Annotated in this window: 13 protein-coding genes; 4 read left to right on the top strand and 9 right to left on the bottom strand. The window is 59.5% G+C overall.

Annotation, left to right across the window (positions count from 1 at the left end; translation table 11 throughout):
- Positions 1-4: 4 nt before the first annotated feature.
- On the top strand, positions 5-790 hold the full coding sequence (locus GIV26_RS16670) for a helix-turn-helix transcriptional regulator (protein ID WP_054898104.1): 786 nt from the start codon (positions 5-7) through the stop codon (positions 788-790).
- Positions 791-824: 34 nt separating this feature from the next.
- Here the strand turns inward: GIV26_RS16670 and GIV26_RS16665 are convergent, their stop codons facing one another.
- From GIV26_RS16665 to GIV26_RS16650, 4 genes are read right to left on the bottom strand one after another with little or no spacing between them, the layout of a single operon-like run.
- A complete protein-coding gene (locus tag GIV26_RS16665; RefSeq protein WP_198791620.1) occupies positions 825-1,904 on the bottom strand; it encodes a polyamine ABC transporter substrate-binding protein in 1,080 nt (359 codons plus the stop codon).
- A 60-nt stretch (positions 1,905-1,964) separates the two neighbouring features.
- Complete coding sequence (locus GIV26_RS16660) at positions 1,965-2,306, bottom strand: cupin domain-containing protein (RefSeq protein ID WP_034127701.1); 342 nt, start codon at positions 2,304-2,306, stop codon at positions 1,965-1,967.
- Between the two features lie 26 nt (positions 2,307-2,332).
- A complete protein-coding gene (locus tag GIV26_RS16655; protein WP_236281559.1) occupies positions 2,333-3,739 on the bottom strand; it encodes an NAD(P)/FAD-dependent oxidoreductase in 1,407 nt (468 codons plus the stop codon).
- 49 nt (positions 3,740-3,788) lie between these two features.
- Positions 3,789-4,598 (bottom strand): helix-turn-helix transcriptional regulator, encoded by an 810-nt coding sequence (locus GIV26_RS16650; protein WP_236281557.1) that lies wholly within the window; start codon positions 4,596-4,598, stop codon positions 3,789-3,791.
- A 257-nt stretch (positions 4,599-4,855) separates the two neighbouring features.
- Between GIV26_RS16650 and GIV26_RS16645 the strand changes: the two genes are divergently transcribed.
- Positions 4,856-5,128, top strand: coding sequence for a DUF1652 domain-containing protein (locus tag GIV26_RS16645; RefSeq protein ID WP_014718395.1), 273 nt, complete (start codon positions 4,856-4,858; stop codon positions 5,126-5,128).
- Between the two features lie 463 nt (positions 5,129-5,591).
- Here GIV26_RS16645 and GIV26_RS16640 read toward each other — a convergent pair whose 3' ends face one another.
- Positions 5,592-8,054 (bottom strand): UvrD-helicase domain-containing protein, encoded by a 2,463-nt coding sequence (locus tag GIV26_RS16640; protein ID WP_236281555.1) that lies wholly within the window; start codon positions 8,052-8,054, stop codon positions 5,592-5,594.
- Between the two features lie 217 nt (positions 8,055-8,271).
- Between GIV26_RS16640 and GIV26_RS16635 the strand changes: the two genes are divergently transcribed.
- Positions 8,272-8,967, top strand: coding sequence for a pirin family protein (locus tag GIV26_RS16635; protein ID WP_034127382.1), 696 nt, complete (start codon positions 8,272-8,274; stop codon positions 8,965-8,967).
- A gap of 114 nt (positions 8,968-9,081) precedes the next feature.
- Here GIV26_RS16635 and pgm read toward each other — a convergent pair whose 3' ends face one another.
- The 4 genes from pgm to GIV26_RS16615 all read right to left on the bottom strand — a co-directional run bounded on the left by pgm (position 9,082) and on the right by GIV26_RS16615 (position 15,578).
- Positions 9,082-10,725, bottom strand: a complete 1,644-nt coding sequence (gene pgm, locus GIV26_RS16630; RefSeq protein WP_034135596.1) for a phosphoglucomutase (alpha-D-glucose-1,6-bisphosphate-dependent) — start codon at positions 10,723-10,725, stop codon at positions 9,082-9,084.
- Between the two features lie 260 nt (positions 10,726-10,985).
- Complete coding sequence (locus tag GIV26_RS16625) at positions 10,986-12,389, bottom strand: aminotransferase-like domain-containing protein (RefSeq protein WP_236281553.1); 1,404 nt, start codon at positions 12,387-12,389, stop codon at positions 10,986-10,988.
- 36 nt (positions 12,390-12,425) lie between these two features.
- Entirely contained in the window at positions 12,426-13,850 is a 1,425-nt protein-coding gene (locus GIV26_RS16620) for a hypothetical protein (RefSeq protein ID WP_172415478.1), read from the bottom strand.
- Between the two features lie 705 nt (positions 13,851-14,555).
- Positions 14,556-15,578 carry a zinc-dependent alcohol dehydrogenase family protein gene (locus tag GIV26_RS16615; RefSeq protein WP_236281551.1) on the bottom strand — a complete coding sequence of 341 codons (1,023 nt, stop codon included), beginning with the start codon at positions 15,576-15,578 and terminating at the stop codon, positions 14,556-14,558.
- Between the two features lie 269 nt (positions 15,579-15,847).
- Between GIV26_RS16615 and GIV26_RS16610 the strand changes: the two genes are divergently transcribed.
- Positions 15,848-16,762: a LysR substrate-binding domain-containing protein gene (locus tag GIV26_RS16610; protein WP_120248019.1), complete on the top strand. Its 915-nt coding sequence runs from the start codon at positions 15,848-15,850 to the stop codon at positions 16,760-16,762.
- Positions 16,763-16,825 lie beyond the last annotated feature (63 nt).

Below are 16,825 nucleotides of genomic sequence, written 5' to 3'. Positions count from 1 at the left end.
TGAGATGAGCCTGTTCCGGGAAATCGGTATGCACGCGGGGTTGGGCCGCACCCTGTCACAGATCGGCACCGAGCGGTTCTGGAAGCAACTGGTGCTGTTATTGCACCAGTGCTTGCCCTTCGATAATGCCCTGGCGATTTTCTACCCGCTGGATGGCCCGCCCCAGGCTCTGGAGGAGTACGACGCCCAACCCAGCAGCAAGCCGGCGTCGATGCTGGTGTACCTCAACGGCCTGTACCTGCTCGACCCGTTTTACCAGGCTTGCCGCGAAAACTATGCCAGCGGCGTATACCGCCTGGAGGAAGTGGCGCCGGACCATTTTCGCCAGAGTGAGTACTTCCTCAATTACTTCCACGACAATGTGCTGGAAGACGAAGTGCAAGTGATCCTGCAACTGCCCGGCGTGGGCACGCTGTCGCTGTCGCTGGGCATGCAGCGGCGCTTCAGCTTCGAAGAAACCGGGCTGTTGACCACGCTGTCGGCGTGGGTGTTGCCGCTCATGCACCAGCATTGGCAGCAAAGCACCCAGCGGGCACCGGCCATGGACAGCCAGATTCGCGATGCCCTGAGTCATTTCGGCAGCGGTGTGCTGTCGGACCGCGAGCTGGAAATCGCCCGGCTGGTGTTGCGAGGGTTCTCCTCCAAGGCCATGGCCGAACGCTTGAAGATCTCACCGGACACCGTAAAAGTTCACCGCAGGCATTTGTACGCCAAGCTGGACATTTCGTCGCAGCCCGAGTTGTTTTCACTATTCATCCAGTCATTGGGGCATGACCTGGAGAACCCATAAACCTCATTCGAGCTGAAAGCGTGGTTGGCGCCTGTCAACGCCCCGTCCGTATGGTATTCCATACCCGAGTACGCACCCGGTCGATATTCAACGGCATGGCTTGCAGTGCAAACAGCTTGCCCATCATCTCCGGGCTCGGATACACCTTGGTGTCGGCCTTGATCGCCGGGTCTACCAGGCTGTCGGCCGCCGCGTTGCCGTTAGCGTAGTGCACGTAGTTGGTGACACTCGCCATCACGTCGGGGCGCAGCAGATAGTTCATGAAGGCATAGCCGGCTTTCTCATCCGGCGCGTCGGCGGGCATGGCGACCATGTCAAACCAGATCGCCGCGCCTTCCTTGGGAATGTTGTAGCCGATATTCACGCCGTTCCCGGCTTCCTTGGCGCGGCTTTCGGCCTGCAGGATGTCGCCGGAGAAACCGACGGCTACACAGATATCGCCATTGGCCAGGTCGGCGGTGTATTTCGAGGAATGAAAATACGCCACGTAAGGCCGCACTTGCATCAGCAGGGCTTCGGCCTTCTTGTAGTCCTCGGCTTTTTTGCTGTGGTGCGGCAAGCCCAGGTAATTGAGCGCGGCTGGCAGCAGTTCGGGGCCGTTGTCGAGGATGGCGACCCCGCACTTTTGCAGCTTGGCCATGTTTTCCGGCTTGAAGATCAAGTCCCAGGAGTCCACCGGGGCGTCGTCGCCGAGTACCGCCTTGACCTTGTCGATGTTGTAGCCAATGCCGGTGCTGCCCCACAGGTACGGAAAGCCGTGAGCATTGCCAGGGTCATTGTTTTCCACGGCCTTGAGCAGCACCGGGTTGAGATTTTTCCAGTTGGGCAGCTGGCTCTTGTCGAGCTTTTTAAGGGCGCCGCCCTGGATCTGCCGAGCCATGAAATGGTTGGAGGGAAACACCACGTCGTAACCCGATTTACCGGTCATCAGCTTGCCATCGAGGGTTTCGTTGCTGTCGTACAGGTCATAGGTGAAACCGATGCCGGTGTCTTTCTGGAAATTCCTGGTGGTGTCCGGTGCGATGTAGTCCGACCAATTATAGATCTTCACGGTCTCGGCAGCCTGGCTGATAGTAGCCAGCAACATCAAGGGCAACAGGGCAATGGCTTTCATGGTTCGATTTCCTGGCGGTTTTAGGGCTGTTTTTATGGCAGGCGATCAAGGATCAAAGCGTTACAGAATCAGGACGTAGGTCTTGCGCACGGTTTCCTGGATATCCCAGATACCGGTGCTATTGGCTGGCAACATCAGTGCGTCACCGGCTTGTATGTGCAGGGTTTCCCCGTTGTCGGGCGTGAAGGTGCAGCGCCCTTGGATGAAATGGCAAAACTCCTGGGACTTGATCTGTCGACGCCAGCGCCCCGGGGTGCAGGCCCAGATGCCGGTCTCGACCCCGTCGTTGCGCTCCACGCTCAGGGTCGAGGCCACGGCGATGGGCGCGCCCAGGGGCACCGCCACCGGTGATGAATCTGGCAGAGCGGTGTTCAGCGTGTCTTTGAATTGCGTAATGCTCATGGGTTTTCCCCTGTGGGTGGAACGAGTCAGTGCATGAAGCCTTCCATGAAACCGGCAACGCCGGTTGCCAGCTTGCGGCGCCAGGGCGGGGTGTTGGGGTTGGCCAACACCTGGTCTTCATGGACAAAACTGCGAATGATCGCGTTGTAACCCAGCCAGCGGCACGGCTCCGGCTCCCAGGCCTTGAGCGCCTGGAGTCCGCCTTCGCGAATCACCCAGGGTTGTCGGGTCAACGGGGTGTCGCGGCCCAGGATCAAGTCGGCCAGGGTACGGCCGCCGAGGTTGGTGGCGCCCACGCCCTCCCCGCCATAACCGCCGGACAGTGCGATGCCAGTGGCGTGGTCACAGAGCATGTGCGGACGAAAACGGCGCGACATGCCCAGGTTGCCGCCCCAGGAGTGGGTAATCCTGGCCTTTTTCAGCTGTGGGAAGAGTTCGCCAAACAGGTAGCGACGCAACTCTACTTCGCTGTCCGTCAGGTCGAAGTTGTGCCGTAACTTGCCGGCAAATTGATAGCCACCACGGGCGCCGAACACCAGGCGATTGTCGGCCGTGCGCTGGCCGTAGGTGACTTGTCGGCTGCTCTCGCCAAAAGCCTGGCCCTGGCTGAGCCCGATGCCCTCCCAGGTGCTGGCCGGCAGCGGTTCGGTGGCGACAATCAAGCTCTGCACCGGTAACTGGTAGCGACCCAATGGGGGCAAGGTATTGGCGTAACCCTCGACAGCAGGCACCACCCAGGCGGCGCGCACGCTGGCCCTGGCGGTGCGCAGGCCGCCGGACTGCCAATGGGTCACGGGGCTGTTTTCGTAAATGGTCACGCCCAGGTTCTCAACCGCCCGCGCCAGGCCACGCACCAGCTTTGCCGGGTTGATCGTCGCGACGTGGGGGGCATAGATGCCGCCATAAGGCTTGGCAATGCGGACCTGCTCGGCCAATTGCTGCGGGCTGAGCCAGCGGTAGTCGTCTTCGGTGAGGCCCTGGGCGTACAGCTTGTCCAGATAGCGGCGCAGGCTGCCTTCCTGCTCGGGGTAGCGTGCGGCGCAATACAAGGCGCCGCCTTTGCGGTAGTCGCAGTCAATGCCTTCGCGGACCAGCACCTGTGCCACTTCATCAGGAATGCCATGCAAGAGGTCAAACGAAGCGCGACGCTGCTGGGGGGCAAGCTCAGCCAGCAGACGGTCTTCTCCCAAGAGGTTGCCCATCAACCAGCCACCATTGCGCCCGGATGCGCCGAAACCGGCCGTTTGCGCCTCGATGATTGCAATTTTCAGCTCAGGGGCCTGGCGCTTCAGGTAATAGGCGGTCCACAGGCCGGTATAGCCGGCGCCGATAATCGCCACATTGACGTCCAGGTCGTGCTCCAGCGACGGGCGCGCTACCAGCGGGTCGTCCAACTGGTCCATCCATAAACTGATACTGCGCCATGCCGGCATGCCAGGTTCCCCTACCTCGGTTCGATAGGGCCGATCCTAGAGTGCAGCGTCAGGGGCTGTCTTGCGCGCGTGCACGCACAGAAATTTGTTTGAGGTACGCCTTGGGCGATTGCCCGGTGTGCTGGCGAAAAGCGCTGTAGAACGCCGAGAGTGAATTGAAACCGGCGGCAAAGGCCAGCTCATCGACTTTGACCGGCGCGGTGGCGTGATCCAGCGAGGCCAGTACATGCTGGAGTCGCGCCTGGTTGACGTAGCGATAGAAGCTCTGCCCCAGCACCTGGTTCAGCAGGTAGGACATCTGGTTGCGACTGTAGCCACAGGCCTTGGCGACCCGCTGCAGGTCCAAGTCCGGGTCCAGGTACGGCTGCTGACGCTCGAAATATTGTTGCAGGTCATTGGCCATATAACCCAACTGCTGGGGCGACAAACCCAGGCGGCTGACCGTGGTACGCAGCGCCTGGGTCGGTTGCTCGTGCACCAGGGACGCATATTCATGCACCCGCCAGATCAACCCGTCGCGCACCGTAATGGCCTCACTGGTACGAAACGACACCAGGCCCTGGCCGCCACGCAAGGTAATGCGGTACTGGATAAACGCGGTATCGCCATCGGCGCGGATGCGATCAGTGTGTTCAATCGCCTCATCCGCCTCACGGGGCATGCTGGCCTGCAGGTACTCGCGCAACTCGGCATAGCCCACCACACGGTTCTGGAAAAAATCGTGGTACAGGATCTCGGGGTGGTAGTACGCCATCACCCCGTCCAGATCGCGATGGCGCCAGCACAAGTGATGGCGCAGCACCAGCGCGCCGGTAGCGTGGGAATTGTGACACTCATCGTCTGGAGCGATGTCGGACATATCGGGCTCTACGGCGGGGAAAATTTTTGAGAATGCCGAAGTTTACCCTTGCCTTCAATGGTCAGATTGAGCGTCTGACTAATGGCCTTTTGCCTATTCCTTTGTAGGACATGATCTATATCAAAACCAGGCGAAAGAACCGCCGAACGGGCCGAAAAAAGTCACCTTGCAGTTGCGAACGAATGCTATTTTTAAGCCCTTAGCTGTCATGACCAGTGAAGGTCCTGGCCCCTGCCGCGAGCTAAAGGAAGCGCTCAATGAACAAGGTGGGCAACATGAACAAAGTGACATTTCCCAACGCCTGCCAGCTGATGCGCTGGCATTTTCACCCGATGGGCTTCGAGGGCAGCATGGACGCCCCCGGCAGCATGATCGCCCGCCTGTTCGACCGGGCCAGCGGCGAGACATTGATCGCCATCGCGGGGATCCCTTGCGCTACGGTGATGAACGCGGCTGATGTGGAGCGCATCATCGAGGCAGTGGAGGATGAATTGGAGAGTTTCGTGCCGCCGGTTTCGTTGCGGGCGTGAGGCGGCAATAGCGTAATAACGCCCACTTTGACGGTAACCACGATGCGAAGCGAACCGCTCTTGATCTTGATCTGCTTTGGATCTTGATCTCAGGCGCCCCGTTAAACCACGCTGGCCGAACGCAGGCTTGAATTCGTGGGTAACCCGGCAGGACGCCGGGTTAGCCGCCCCGCGCCATGGATGGCGCGTGGCGGCGGCCCACGGATTCAAGCCTGCGTTCGGGCACACCGAGCCTAGGCGAGGTGCCGAGTGGTGGGGCGAAGGCCTTTTGGTTACTTTTGGGCCTTTCCAAAAGTGACCCGCTGTAAGAGCGGAACCCTAAGTGGCCGTTACCGCAGGAATGGATATGTACACAATCCAATTGTGCTGACTGTCAGGCCGCAATCGCAGGCAAGCCAGCTCCCACATTTTCGACCCCGTGTTGTCAGGTAGAGACGCGTCGGCGTCGGGCCTTCATCGAAGATCAGCCAGCCCCCTTCACTGCACGCTGATCATCAAAAAACGCTTTTCTGCCATCCACCCGCTCAGACGCCCTGGGCACATTCACGCCTTGGCCTTCCGGCTTCTCCACATACCAATAGCAATGGCTGACCGCCCGGGTAATCCCCACATAGGCCAGTCGCAACACTTCGTCTCTCTGGGCATTGTCATAAGGCTCACTGTCGCCATCCCTACCCAAGCCCGCCATGCGATACACCTGGTTCTTGTACGGCGAGCTGGTGACATGCTGACAATCACCCAGCAAAAATACCGCGTCCGCCTGCAGCCCCTTGGCACTGTGATACGTCAGCTGTTTCAACCTGCGCGCCTGAGGCGCCAAGCTAGAATCCACATTAACGACAGAATGAATATGCTCGTTAATCAATAACTTATCGCTACTTTTTCGATAAAGCATCAGGATCGAATCGCCCTGCTGATAATGCTCCAGCAACCGCTGCGCCAGTGCCGCGTCGTCACGTTCCAACACCGTGACGGGCACCAGCGTCTTGGGCTCGCCGCTGGCCCTGGCCTTTTTGCCGGGGATGGCCGGCGCGCTACGGACGATATGTTCGGCAGCGTCGATGATGTGCTGGTGGCTACGGTAGTTCTCCCCCAGCATCACGCGGGTGGTGCTGGGCGAAACGAACTCCTTGTTGAACTCCATAAAGTACTTGGGCGAACTGCCACGCCAGCCGTAGATGGATTGCCAGTCGTCCCCTACGCACAGCAACGATGAGCGTTGCGCACCAAGCCCGACGTGCATGGCCGGCCCACGGCTGCGAATTTCCCGCAGGCTGGCGCGGATCCAGGACACGATCTGCGGCGATACGTCCTGGAATTCATCGATCATCAGGTGCGACATCGGCCGCAGCAACGGATCACTCAGCAGCTTGAGGTTCTCAGGGGTGTTTTCACCAAACAGGGAAAACATCCGGTTGTAGGTCATGGTCGGCGGCGATTGTTCCAGCAGGTGATCTTCCAGGGCCTTCCAGAAAATGCTCAGGGCCTCGAAGAACAGCCGGTCCGGGTCGTCCTTGGCGAAGCTCATCTGGCCAACCGCCGTAGGCACATCCAGGCCGAGGTTCTCGATAAACCCGGCCGCCATGACAAAACTGTCCAACAGGGGGGCTGAAGCGAGTTCACCTTTGACCTTGTAATCAAAGCCTGGCCCCGCCGTGGCATCGCCGCCCAGGCTGCTCAAAAGGCGCTTTGAAGATTCGTAATTATCCATCCATATCAGTGGCTTATTGCAGAAAGCTTGAAACAAAGTGCGCTTTACCGCCCATTCCGCGCGCACCGAGAGTTTCGAGTTCGGCCGACTGATTTGAGAATTTTCGCGCCCATCGAACCCGAGCACCACCCAGGCATCCAGCTCCCGGATGTAGCCGTGGCAATGAAATTGCGCGCCGTTGATTTCAAAGGTCTGGCGGCTGGGTTCGATGCCCTTGATCGGCCAGGCACCGGCGCGAAACCATAGGTCTTCGATCACATCACAGAGTTCTTCATCGCGCTTGGCCGCCAATTCAGTCACGGCCATGCGCTTTTGCACGTCCGGATGATCGCGTTCTAGCTCTTTGAGCTGGAGACCATGACGGGCCAAGGGTGCAATCAACTCGCGAAAACGCTGATGGCGACCATACAAACGGTGATAACAAGCGTTCATCTGCTGCCGCTGGGCGTCACCGATACGCAGGTCGAAGGCGTTGCTGTCGGTGTCTTCAAAACCACCGCTGAGGTTCTCAAAGGCCTGCAGCCGTTCAAAGCCCGGCAGGCTGCGCACCATGGGCAGAATGCGCGAGTGAAAGGTGCGCACCACCGCCTGGGCTTCCTTGCTGCCAAGGGGTTGGCCCCACAGGCTGAGAATTTCCATGAGTTTGTTGATGAAGTCCTTGCGCGACTCGCGGGTGAACGTCACCACCGTCATCGAACTCAGTTCAAAGCCCAGGTAATGGCTGAGCAGCAGGATGCGCAGCACCAAGGACGTCGACTTGCCGGCGCCGGCACCCGCAATCACTGAGGTCGAGGGGGTGTCGCTGAAGATCATCTTCCATTGCGCCGCGCTTGGCTGCGCATGGGCTGGCAGCAGGCGCGCGACATCGGCCTTCATGCGCTTCTTCACCTCTGCGGTGAGCGGCAATCGCCAGTCGTCGAACAGGCTGTCATCTATGCCTGGTGCGCGGTGCTCATCAGGGCGAAAGTCTCGAATCAGCAGGACTTGCCGGCCCTCCTCGATGCCATCGGCCTTGCCCTCGCGGTAACCGTATTCAACGCCCGCCTCATGCCCACTGCGAAAACCGTCGGCCTGGCCATGTAACCAGGAAAACCTGTGCTGCGCGCGCAAACGGGTGAGGCCATGGCCGAACAGGCGCGCGGCCAGCCGTTTCAGCAGCGGCATTTCAGCCAAGGGGCGCAGTTCGGGGGGCAGATCAGGCTGTTGTTGCGACACGCGGACTCCTGCGGTGAGCTTGTTTTGACCAAGGCGCCATGGTCGCCGGAAACGCCGCTCAGTTCCAGCCAATTGCTTTGCTGTCATGCAGTTAGGCGATGAAGTGAAAGTGAACACCGGGAATAACCATCGAAAAAACGGATCATAAACCAGCATTTTTTACGCTTTTTATCGATCATGCGCTGCGGGATGATGGGCTCATCAACAGGAGACGATCATGCTTGAACTTCGACCTTTCACCAGCCTGGGCGGCGCCCACCATGGCTGGCTTGACGCTCATCACCACTTTTCCTTTGCCGAATACCACGACCCCCAGCGCATGCACTGGGGCAACCTGCGGGTGTGGAACGACGACATCATCGCCCCCGGCAGCGGCTTTCCCCAACACCCGCACCGCGACATGGAAATCATCACTTATGTGCGCGAAGGCGCCATCAGCCATGCCGACAACCTGGGCAACAAAGGCCGCACCGAAGCCGGCGATGTGCAGGTAATGAGCGCGGGAACCGGCATTGCCCACAGCGAATACAACCTGGAGGCCACGCCAACCAAGATCTTTCAGATCTGGATCATTCCCAATGAAGCCGGCTTGCCACCGTCCTGGGGCGCCAAACCGTTTCCGCAAGGCAACCGCGAGGGCTTTGTGACGCTGGCCAGCGGCAAGGCTGGCGACAGTGAAAGCTTGCGGATTCGTGCCGATGCACGCTTGGTGGCCGCGAACCTGAAGGCCGGGGAAAGCGCGGAGTACCGGTTGGACAGCGGTCGCCGTGCCTACTTGGTGCCAGCCACGGGCGTGATTGACGTCAATGGTGTGCGGGCACAGGCACGAGACGGTGTGGCGGTTGAGGATGAACAAGTGTTGCGGGTGACCGCAATCGAGGACAGCGAAATCGTGCTGGTGGACCTGGCCTGATCATGTAGGAGCGAGCTTGCTCGCGAAGAACTCACCGGCACCGCGTTCACTCAGGACGCACGCGTTATCGTTGACGTTTTTCGCGAGCAAGCTCGCTCCTACATACAGTGTCAGTTATTGGCTGATTGCGCCGTCTACCAACACCTGCGCTTCTTCCACCAGTTGCTTGAGGTGTTCTTCGCCGATAAAGCTCTCGGCGTAGATCTTGTAGATGTCCTCAGTGCCCGAAGGCCGTGCGGCAAACCAGCCGTTTTCGGTCATGACTTTCAAACCGCCAATTGCCTGGTTGTTGCCCGGCGCATGGCTGAGGATCTGTTGAATGCTCTCCCCGGCCAATTGCGTGGACGTCACCTGCTCCGGTGACAGTTTGCCCAACAGGGCTTTTTGCGCGGGAGTGGCCTTGGCATCGACGCGAATGGCGAACGGCTCACCCAGGGCATCGGTCAAGCCACGGTAGATCTGGCTTGGGTCCTGGCCTTTGCGCGAGGTCATTTCCGCGGCCAGCAAGGCCGGAATCAGGCCGTCCTTGTCGGTACTCCACACGCTGCCGTCCTTGCGCAGGAACGAGGCACCGGCGCTTTCTTCGCCGCCAAACCCCAACGAACCTTCAAACAAGCCATCGGCAAACCATTTGAAGCCCACCGGCACTTCGTACAGGCGACGGCCGATGCGCGCCGCGACGCGGTCGATCAGGCCGCTGCTGACCACGGTCTTGCCCACGGCCGCATCGGCACGCCAGTCCGGGCGGTTCTGGAACAGATAGTCGATGGACACCGCCAGGTAGTTGTTGGGCGCCAGCAAACCACCGGAAGGCGTGACGATGCCGTGGCGGTCGTGGTCCGGGTCGCAGGCGAAGGCAACGTCGAAACGCTCCTTGAGACCGATCAGGCTTTGCATGGCATAGCTGGAGGACGGGTCCATGCGAATCTGGCCGTCCCAGTCGACGCTCATGAAGCGAAAGGTGGCGTCGACCTCGGTATTCACCACCTCCAGGTTCAAACGGTAGTGCTCGGCAATCGCCGACCAGTAGCGCACCCCTGCTCCGCCCAGCGGATCCACGCCCAAGCGCAGGTCGGCGCTGCGGATCGCGTCCATGTCGATCACATTGATCAGGTCGGCCACATAGCTGTTGAGGTAGTCATGGCGATGGGTGGTGTCGGCCTTGAGCGCCTGGGCGTGAGTGATGCGCTTGACTCCGGCGAGCTTGTTGGCGAGCAGTTCGTTGGCCTTGGCTTCGATCCACTTGGTGACGTGAGTATCGGCTGGGCCACCGTTAGGCGGGTTGTACTTGTAGCCGCCACTTTGCGGCGGGTTGTGGGACGGTGTAATCACAATACCGTCCGCCAGGCCGCTGGTACGGCCACGGTTATAGCAGATGATGGCGTGGGAAATCGCCGGCGTCGGCGTGTACTCGTCACCCTCGGCCAGCATGACGTGCACGCCGTTGGCCGCCAGTACTTCCAAGGCGCTGGCACCGGCTGGCGTCGACAATGCATGGGTATCCAGGCCGACAAACAACGGGCCGGTAATGCCCTGCGCTTCGCGGTACAGGCAGATGGCCTGGCTGATAGCCAGCACATGCCACTCGTTGAAACTCAGTTCGAACGAACTGCCACGGTGCCCGGAGGTACCAAAAGCCACGCGCTGAGTGGAGATCGCTGCATCAGGCTGGCCGGTGTAATAGGCCGTGACCAGTCGCGGGATATCCACCAGCAACTGGGCTGGTGCCGGCTTGCCCGCAAAAGGACTGATAGTCATGCATAAACCTCGCAAAGAAGGATTCGGAAAAAATGACAGTTTACTGGGACTTGGACTACTGCGCGACGGTATCGATCCGACGGTCTGAAGAGAAATTTCATACGCTACATCCTGATCGGCTGTCAGGCCGCTATCGCAGGCAAGCCGGCTCACACATTGGATAGTTGTAGGAGCGAGCTTGCTCGCGAAAAACTCACAGGCGCCGCGTTTATTCAGGCAGCGCGCGTTATCGTTGACGTTTTTCGCGAGCAAGCTCGCTCCTACTCGGTCTGCGCCTGCAGGAGCGTCTGCGCCAGCGTATCCAGGGCGATGTCCAGGTTGGGATGGCCGCTGAAGGTATGGCTCAAGCGCATATGCTGGTGATGCAAACCACTGAGGCTGAACAATTCGCCCGGGGCAATCACCACCTGCTGGGCGAGTATGCGCTGAAACACCAGGCGCATATCCACCGGCGCCGTCGACTGCAACCAGAAACTCGCCCCGGCCACGGGCATGCGGTAATGCACACACCCTTGCAGACGCACATCCAAGCGGTGACTCATGGCGTGGGCCTGCTCGTGAAGGCGCTGACGCAGCGTCTGTAGGTGCTGATCAAACCGCCCACTTTCATAAAGCCGGGCAATGGCGCGTTGACGAATGGCGGACAGTCGAAACGAACGCAGCAAGAACTGGCGTTGCAATTCATTGCTCATCTGCCGCGCCAGCAGGTAACCAAAGGGCGCTTCCGGGCCCAAAACCTTTTCGAACGAAGAAAACACGATCAGCCGCTCTGGGTTGACCAGGCTGCGCAAGGCCGATCCGGGCGGCGCAAAGCTCAGGTCACCAAAGGTATCGTTCTCCAGCAACCAGCAGCCGTGCTGGTCGAGCAGACGCGCTACGTGCAGCCGCTCGGGGTCGGTCATGGCGTTACCCGAAGGCATGCTGACCACGGATGAGAGCAGCACGAGGTGCACCGGTTCATGACGCAGCAGGTGCTCCAATGTGGTCAAGTCCGGGCGACCGTCGGCACGCCAGGGCCATTCAATGACGCGCACGCCAGCGGCCTGTAGCAGGCGCAGGACCAGGTAATCGCACGGCGATTCAACTACCACCACCGTGCCTTTAAGGTCCAGGGCATCAACGAGGATTTCCAGAACGCCCTGAAGGTCGGCACCGATATACACCTCATCAGCTTGCCAACAACGGGTGGGCGACGCGGTATAACGGGCTGCCAATGCAGCACGCAACTCCCACACGCCACAAGGTTGCGACGGTTGCAGATGATGGGGATACCGGCGCACCAGTTGGCGCTCCAGCGCCAGCAACGCGCCATCGAGGGACCCCAACAGCGCCGGTTCATCATTGCTGAGCACAACCATCGCCGGGCGCCGGGCGGCTGTATACAAGCGCTCGAGCAAGTCCGTACCCGCCATGATGGGCATGGTTGCGGCCACGGGCCAGGCGAAGTAGCCGGACTTGGCCACCGAGTACACTCGCCCTTCTTTTTCCAACAGCGAGTAAGCGTACTGAATCGTCGAGATTGACACGTTCAACCGCGTCGCCAACTGGCGCAGGGACGGTAGCTTGACCGGTGCTTCCCGGCTGACTTCATTGATCAGGTTGATCATGTAGCGATACACCGCCTGATAGGCAAAGTCTGCCTGTCGCTCTCCCCTCAGGTTCATCGCTGATCACCAGTTTCCATAGGTGAATACACGCGACTAGCGTCCCGACATTTGAGTGATACGAGCCTTGGACCGCTTGAAACGAGGTTCACATACACGCGCACTGCGTTTGCCCGGCAGCGGGCATTTGCGGTACAGGTGCTGCAACAACGGCAGCGACAACCCGCTGATATCCATCAGCCACTGGTGCAGCATGTCCGCGACGGGCTTGCCCTGCAGGGCCTTGTGGAGCTCGGGGAGCGCTACCAGCATGCCGGGATGGCATTGACGCAAGTAACCCTCCAGGCGTTCGCCATGCTGGACGAACGGCGCGAACACCAGGCAGGTCAATTGGCTTTCGTCCAGGCCAGAGAACGCCTGAGCACAAGCTGTAGACAACAGTTGGCCCTGCAGAGCACACGCTTCGGTGATCAACGCAACAGGTACCTGTCTTCGATGCAGGTAGTCCGCCGCCTGACGCAAGAACCCCTCGACGCCATGTTCGTAGGAGAGTTCGCGCAGGCACTGGGCCTGCAACCCATGCATATGCGCCATGAGTAAAGGGTTGGGGTAAGCAGGATGGCTGAAGTGGAACTCGAATGGGTCCCGCTTGTGGGCGAGGAATTGAGTGAGCAGTGGCGCTTGGGCAACGTCCACGTCGTCAAGCAGGTCGGCAATGCCGATATATGCCACATGACGGTGCCCGCCCCGGCCAGGACTCTCAGCGCCTGCGTAGTGCTCGCCATACAGGTGGCGGTAGCAACCGACACTCCATTCCTCCATGCGTGCAAACCATGCACTGAGCGACGACGGGTTAGCGGGTGCGAATGTCAGGCCGGTTGCCAAGGCGCTTTTTTTCAGCCACGCGATATATTGGCTTTGCTTGCGCACCGAGTCGCCGCTGACCAGAGCATGCACGCCGCCATTCCAGGTGGCGACCCGCTGGTAGAAATCGCCGAGGGCCAAAAAAGTGTCGTTGCACAGGGTGGCACGAATGTCGCCGGACGTCAGGTGCCCGATCATCAGCTTGTTGCGCCGGCTCACTTCACGCCCGGCACTGGCCGCAGGCCGTTGATGATTGAAGGGCAGCACTTCGTGGTTTTCCACCATCAACAGTTCCACCCGTGGGTCATCGTGGAAAAATAGCGCGCCGTAGCCGTGGTGCAGCGAATCGAGCGTGGCCTGAGTCATACCCGCGTGCCGCAACGTGGCCACACGCAAATGAAAAGTCTTGGGCGCGCGCCCAGCGATGGTCAGTTGCGCAGCGCGCAGCATCGCCAAGGTGTAGCTGCTGACTGCGCCGCCGCCGTGCCCGATCAGTACTTTGTAATTCCCCACTTGCTCCATGCCACCGGCGGCCACCACGATTCGCTGGATCAGCAATTGAAGCACCGTACGTTCAGCACGGGTAAAGTGCCCCACTAAACGTTGCAAAACTTGCTGGTAAACATAGCTCATGGCTTGTTCGTGAATAGTGCTCATCGTTCTACTACCTGAGTTGAAATATTAGTTTCGAGCAACTACCACACAGGAGCGCTCGACCTATTACACTTGTAGGCTTGTCATCCGTTGCGCAGCACGACATGGATTCAACATTAGCACTCTGCAACAAAAGTGCAGGTACAACCAAAAGAACAGTCGATGACTATCCCAGGACGTGAACCACGTAGCTGCACGCCTTACAGCGCCAAAGACCGCCAGCCTTAGGAAGGCTCTGACAACGTCCTACACTGCTTTAACTAAGAAATTAGAGAAGCATCCGACAAATATTAATCATCCACTCATCCTGGCTTCTTGCAAAACGACGGGTGCACACTTTGTACTTTTCGAAAAAAAAATCAGACCATCGTTAGTTCCGCAAGCGCGAGATGTTAATGCCCGGCATTCAATCATGGCTCAATCCTTGAGATGACAAAGAAGGCTCAATTATCGGCACTCAAACAATGATTAACAGATACAGAACAGCGTCGAAAAGCAGTTCAGATGGCCTGCCAACCCAACTTAAATGACGCCCACACAACAGCGCCGCACTGGATTTCAGGGCGGCGTAGGGCAATAACGATATTGTTTACGGGGCGCAGCGCCCGTGCGGCGGCTCAACCCCGGTGCGGGTTAAGCCCTGTCAAATGGCGCATTTGCCTCATCAGCTCAGGCGCCGGAGTATTCATTTGCGAATACTCCTACAGCTCAAACAGCTTCAACCTGCAACGCCACCCGTTCGCGGCAAGGGCATTCATCCATGTATCGGTGCGCTTCGACGAACTGACTGAACGGAAATACCGTGGTTTTCAGTGGGACAAGCACACGGTCGGCTGTCAGCTGGTTGATATCGCGCAACGCACGCTGCAACGCCACCTGGTCCTGGATAATGCCCAGCTCCGGCTTGCCGGTGAAGTTGCCGATACAGTGCACAAAGAACTGAATGTTCTTCTGGAACGCCGCACAGGCCGGGAACGGCGTCTGGTTGCCACCTTGCAGGCCATACAGCACCAGGCTGCCACGCGGCGCCAGGACGTCACCGAGCAGCGACATCTGCGGGCCACCCAGGCCATCGAACACCACGTCGACGCCACGGTTGTCCGTGAACTTGTTGATCTGCATCAGCAGGTCCTGTTCTTCGGTAACGATGATCTTTTCCGCCCCGAGGGACAGCAGGTATTCACGTTCAGCACTGTCCTTGGTGGCGGCAATCACCCGCACACCCAGCGCCTTGCCCAACTGCACAAACGAAGGGCCGGCACAGTGGCTGGCGTCGGTCACCAGGGCAAACTGGCCCGGTTTGACCCGCGCCAGGTCCATATACGCAAAGTACGCGATGAGCAACGGCGTGTAATGCACGCTGGCTTCAATCGGGCTCAAGACATCCGGGTACCGGGTCAGGGCCGAACGGGGCAAGACGATCTGCTCGCCATACACCGGGTAATCATTGGGGCTCTCGGCCGGAAAACTGGCGACTTTATCGCCCACCGCCAAGTCATCCACGCCGTCGCCGAGGGCAACCACAACCCCGGCCATCTCATGGCCCAGGCCAGAAGGCAGGCGTGCATGAGAAGACGCCAGGTTCTGGCGCCACAGAATGTCGTACCAACTGATGCCGATCGCGTCGACACGCACCTGCACTTCGCCCGGTGCGGGCTGCGCGGCCGCATGCTCTTCGCATTTGAGCACCTCGGCCGGACCAAACTTGTGAAAACGGATCGTGCGGGACATCGCAAACCTCGTCAAAGTAACCTCTAATGCCATGAACTTTATCTGGGCTTTGGGGGTAAGACCACCGGTCACCATTAATAGTCGACATGCCTGTCATTGATTCCGCGAGCGAGGAACACACCTCAACTATCGTAGGAAAAATCAATTAGCCGGTGCAGAGTACCAGCCTTTCCCCGTAAGATTCATGCCGGTCATCCTTCTGAAGCGAACCTCAGGGGGTTGGTACGTGACCGCTCACATCAAGTTTGCTGACTCTTCCAGGACACAAGATGAACCGTAACGACCTGCGTCGTGTCGACCTTAACCTCTTGATCGTATTCGAAACCTTGATGCATGAGCGCAGTGTGACCCGCGCCGCCGAGAAATTGTTCCTCGGCCAGCCGGCCATCAGCGCAGCGTTGTCACGCCTGCGCGGGTTGTTCGATGACCCCCTGTTCGTGCGCACCGGGCGCAGCATGGAACCCTCGGCTCGCGCCGTGGAAATCTTCGCCCTGCTCTCCCCGGCCCTGGACTCGATCTCCACCGCCGTCAGCCGCGCCGCCGAATTCGACCCGGCTACCAGCACCGCCGTGTTTCGCATTGGCCTGTCCGACGACGTCGAGTTCGCCCTGCTCCCGCAGTTGCTCAAACGCCTGCGTTCCGAAGCCCCCGGCATTGTGCTGGTGGTACGCCGCGTCAATTACATCCTGATGCCCGGCCTGCTGGCCTCCGGTGAAATCTCCATTGGCGTCAGCTACACCGCCGACCTGCCCGCCAACGCCAAGCGCAAGGTACTGCGCCGCAGCCTGCCCAAACTGCTGCGCGCCGACAGCGTACCGGGCTCGCTGAGCCTGGATGACTTCTGCTCACGGCCCCACGCGCTCGTGTCCTTTGCCGGTGACTTGAGCGGGTTTATCGATGAAGAGCTGGAAAAACTCGGCCGCAAGCGCCACGTAGTGCTCGCGGTGCCACAGTTCAATGGCTTGGGTACGTTGCTGGCGGGTACTGACATTCTGGCCACCGTGCCGGATTATGCGGCGGAAGCGCTGACCTCGGCGGGTGGTTTGCGTGCCGAGGACCCGCCGTTGCCGGTGCGCTCGTTTGAGCTGCACATGGCGTGGCGGGGGTCGCAGGATAATGATCCGGGGGAGCGGTGGTTGAGGTCGCGGATTCAGATGTTTTTTGGCGCCCCTGAGAGCCTTTAGGCTTCGTCTGGCAGGCTGTTTAGCTGAGCATTTCTGGCTTTTCATGGGCATGGAGATCCATTC

Origin of the sequence: Pseudomonas sp. PA-1-3F (assembly GCF_021609665.1) — a bacterium.
GTDB lineage: Bacteria > Pseudomonadota > Gammaproteobacteria > Pseudomonadales > Pseudomonadaceae > Aquipseudomonas > Aquipseudomonas paracarnis.
Note: the sequence above shows the minus strand (reverse complement) of the source record. Positions and strands in the feature narration are given on the sequence as shown.

Coding starts and splice junctions, on each gene's coding strand:
- GIV26_RS16670 (WP_054898104.1), top strand. CDS start 5: ATGAGCCTGTTCCGGGAAATCGGTATGCACGCGGGGTTGGGCCGCACC.
- GIV26_RS16665 (WP_198791620.1), bottom strand. CDS start 1,904: ATGAAAGCCATTGCCCTGTTGCCCTTGATGTTGCTGGCTACTATCAGC.
- GIV26_RS16660 (WP_034127701.1), bottom strand. CDS start 2,306: ATGAGCATTACGCAATTCAAAGACACGCTGAACACCGCTCTGCCAGAT.
- GIV26_RS16655 (WP_236281559.1), bottom strand. CDS start 3,739: ATGCCGGCATGGCGCAGTATCAGTTTATGGATGGACCAGTTGGACGAC.
- GIV26_RS16650 (WP_236281557.1), bottom strand. CDS start 4,598: ATGTCCGACATCGCTCCAGACGATGAGTGTCACAATTCCCACGCTACC.
- GIV26_RS16645 (WP_014718395.1), top strand. CDS start 4,856: ATGAACAAGGTGGGCAACATGAACAAAGTGACATTTCCCAACGCCTGC.
- GIV26_RS16635 (WP_034127382.1), top strand. CDS start 8,272: ATGCTTGAACTTCGACCTTTCACCAGCCTGGGCGGCGCCCACCATGGC.
- pgm (WP_034135596.1), bottom strand. CDS start 10,725: ATGACTATCAGTCCTTTTGCGGGCAAGCCGGCACCAGCCCAGTTGCTG.
- GIV26_RS16625 (WP_236281553.1), bottom strand. CDS start 12,389: ATGAACCTGAGGGGAGAGCGACAGGCAGACTTTGCCTATCAGGCGGTG.
- GIV26_RS16620 (WP_172415478.1), bottom strand. CDS start 13,850: ATGAGCACTATTCACGAACAAGCCATGAGCTATGTTTACCAGCAAGTT.
- GIV26_RS16615 (WP_236281551.1), bottom strand. CDS start 15,578: ATGTCCCGCACGATCCGTTTTCACAAGTTTGGTCCGGCCGAGGTGCTC.
- GIV26_RS16610 (WP_120248019.1), top strand. CDS start 15,848: ATGAACCGTAACGACCTGCGTCGTGTCGACCTTAACCTCTTGATCGTA.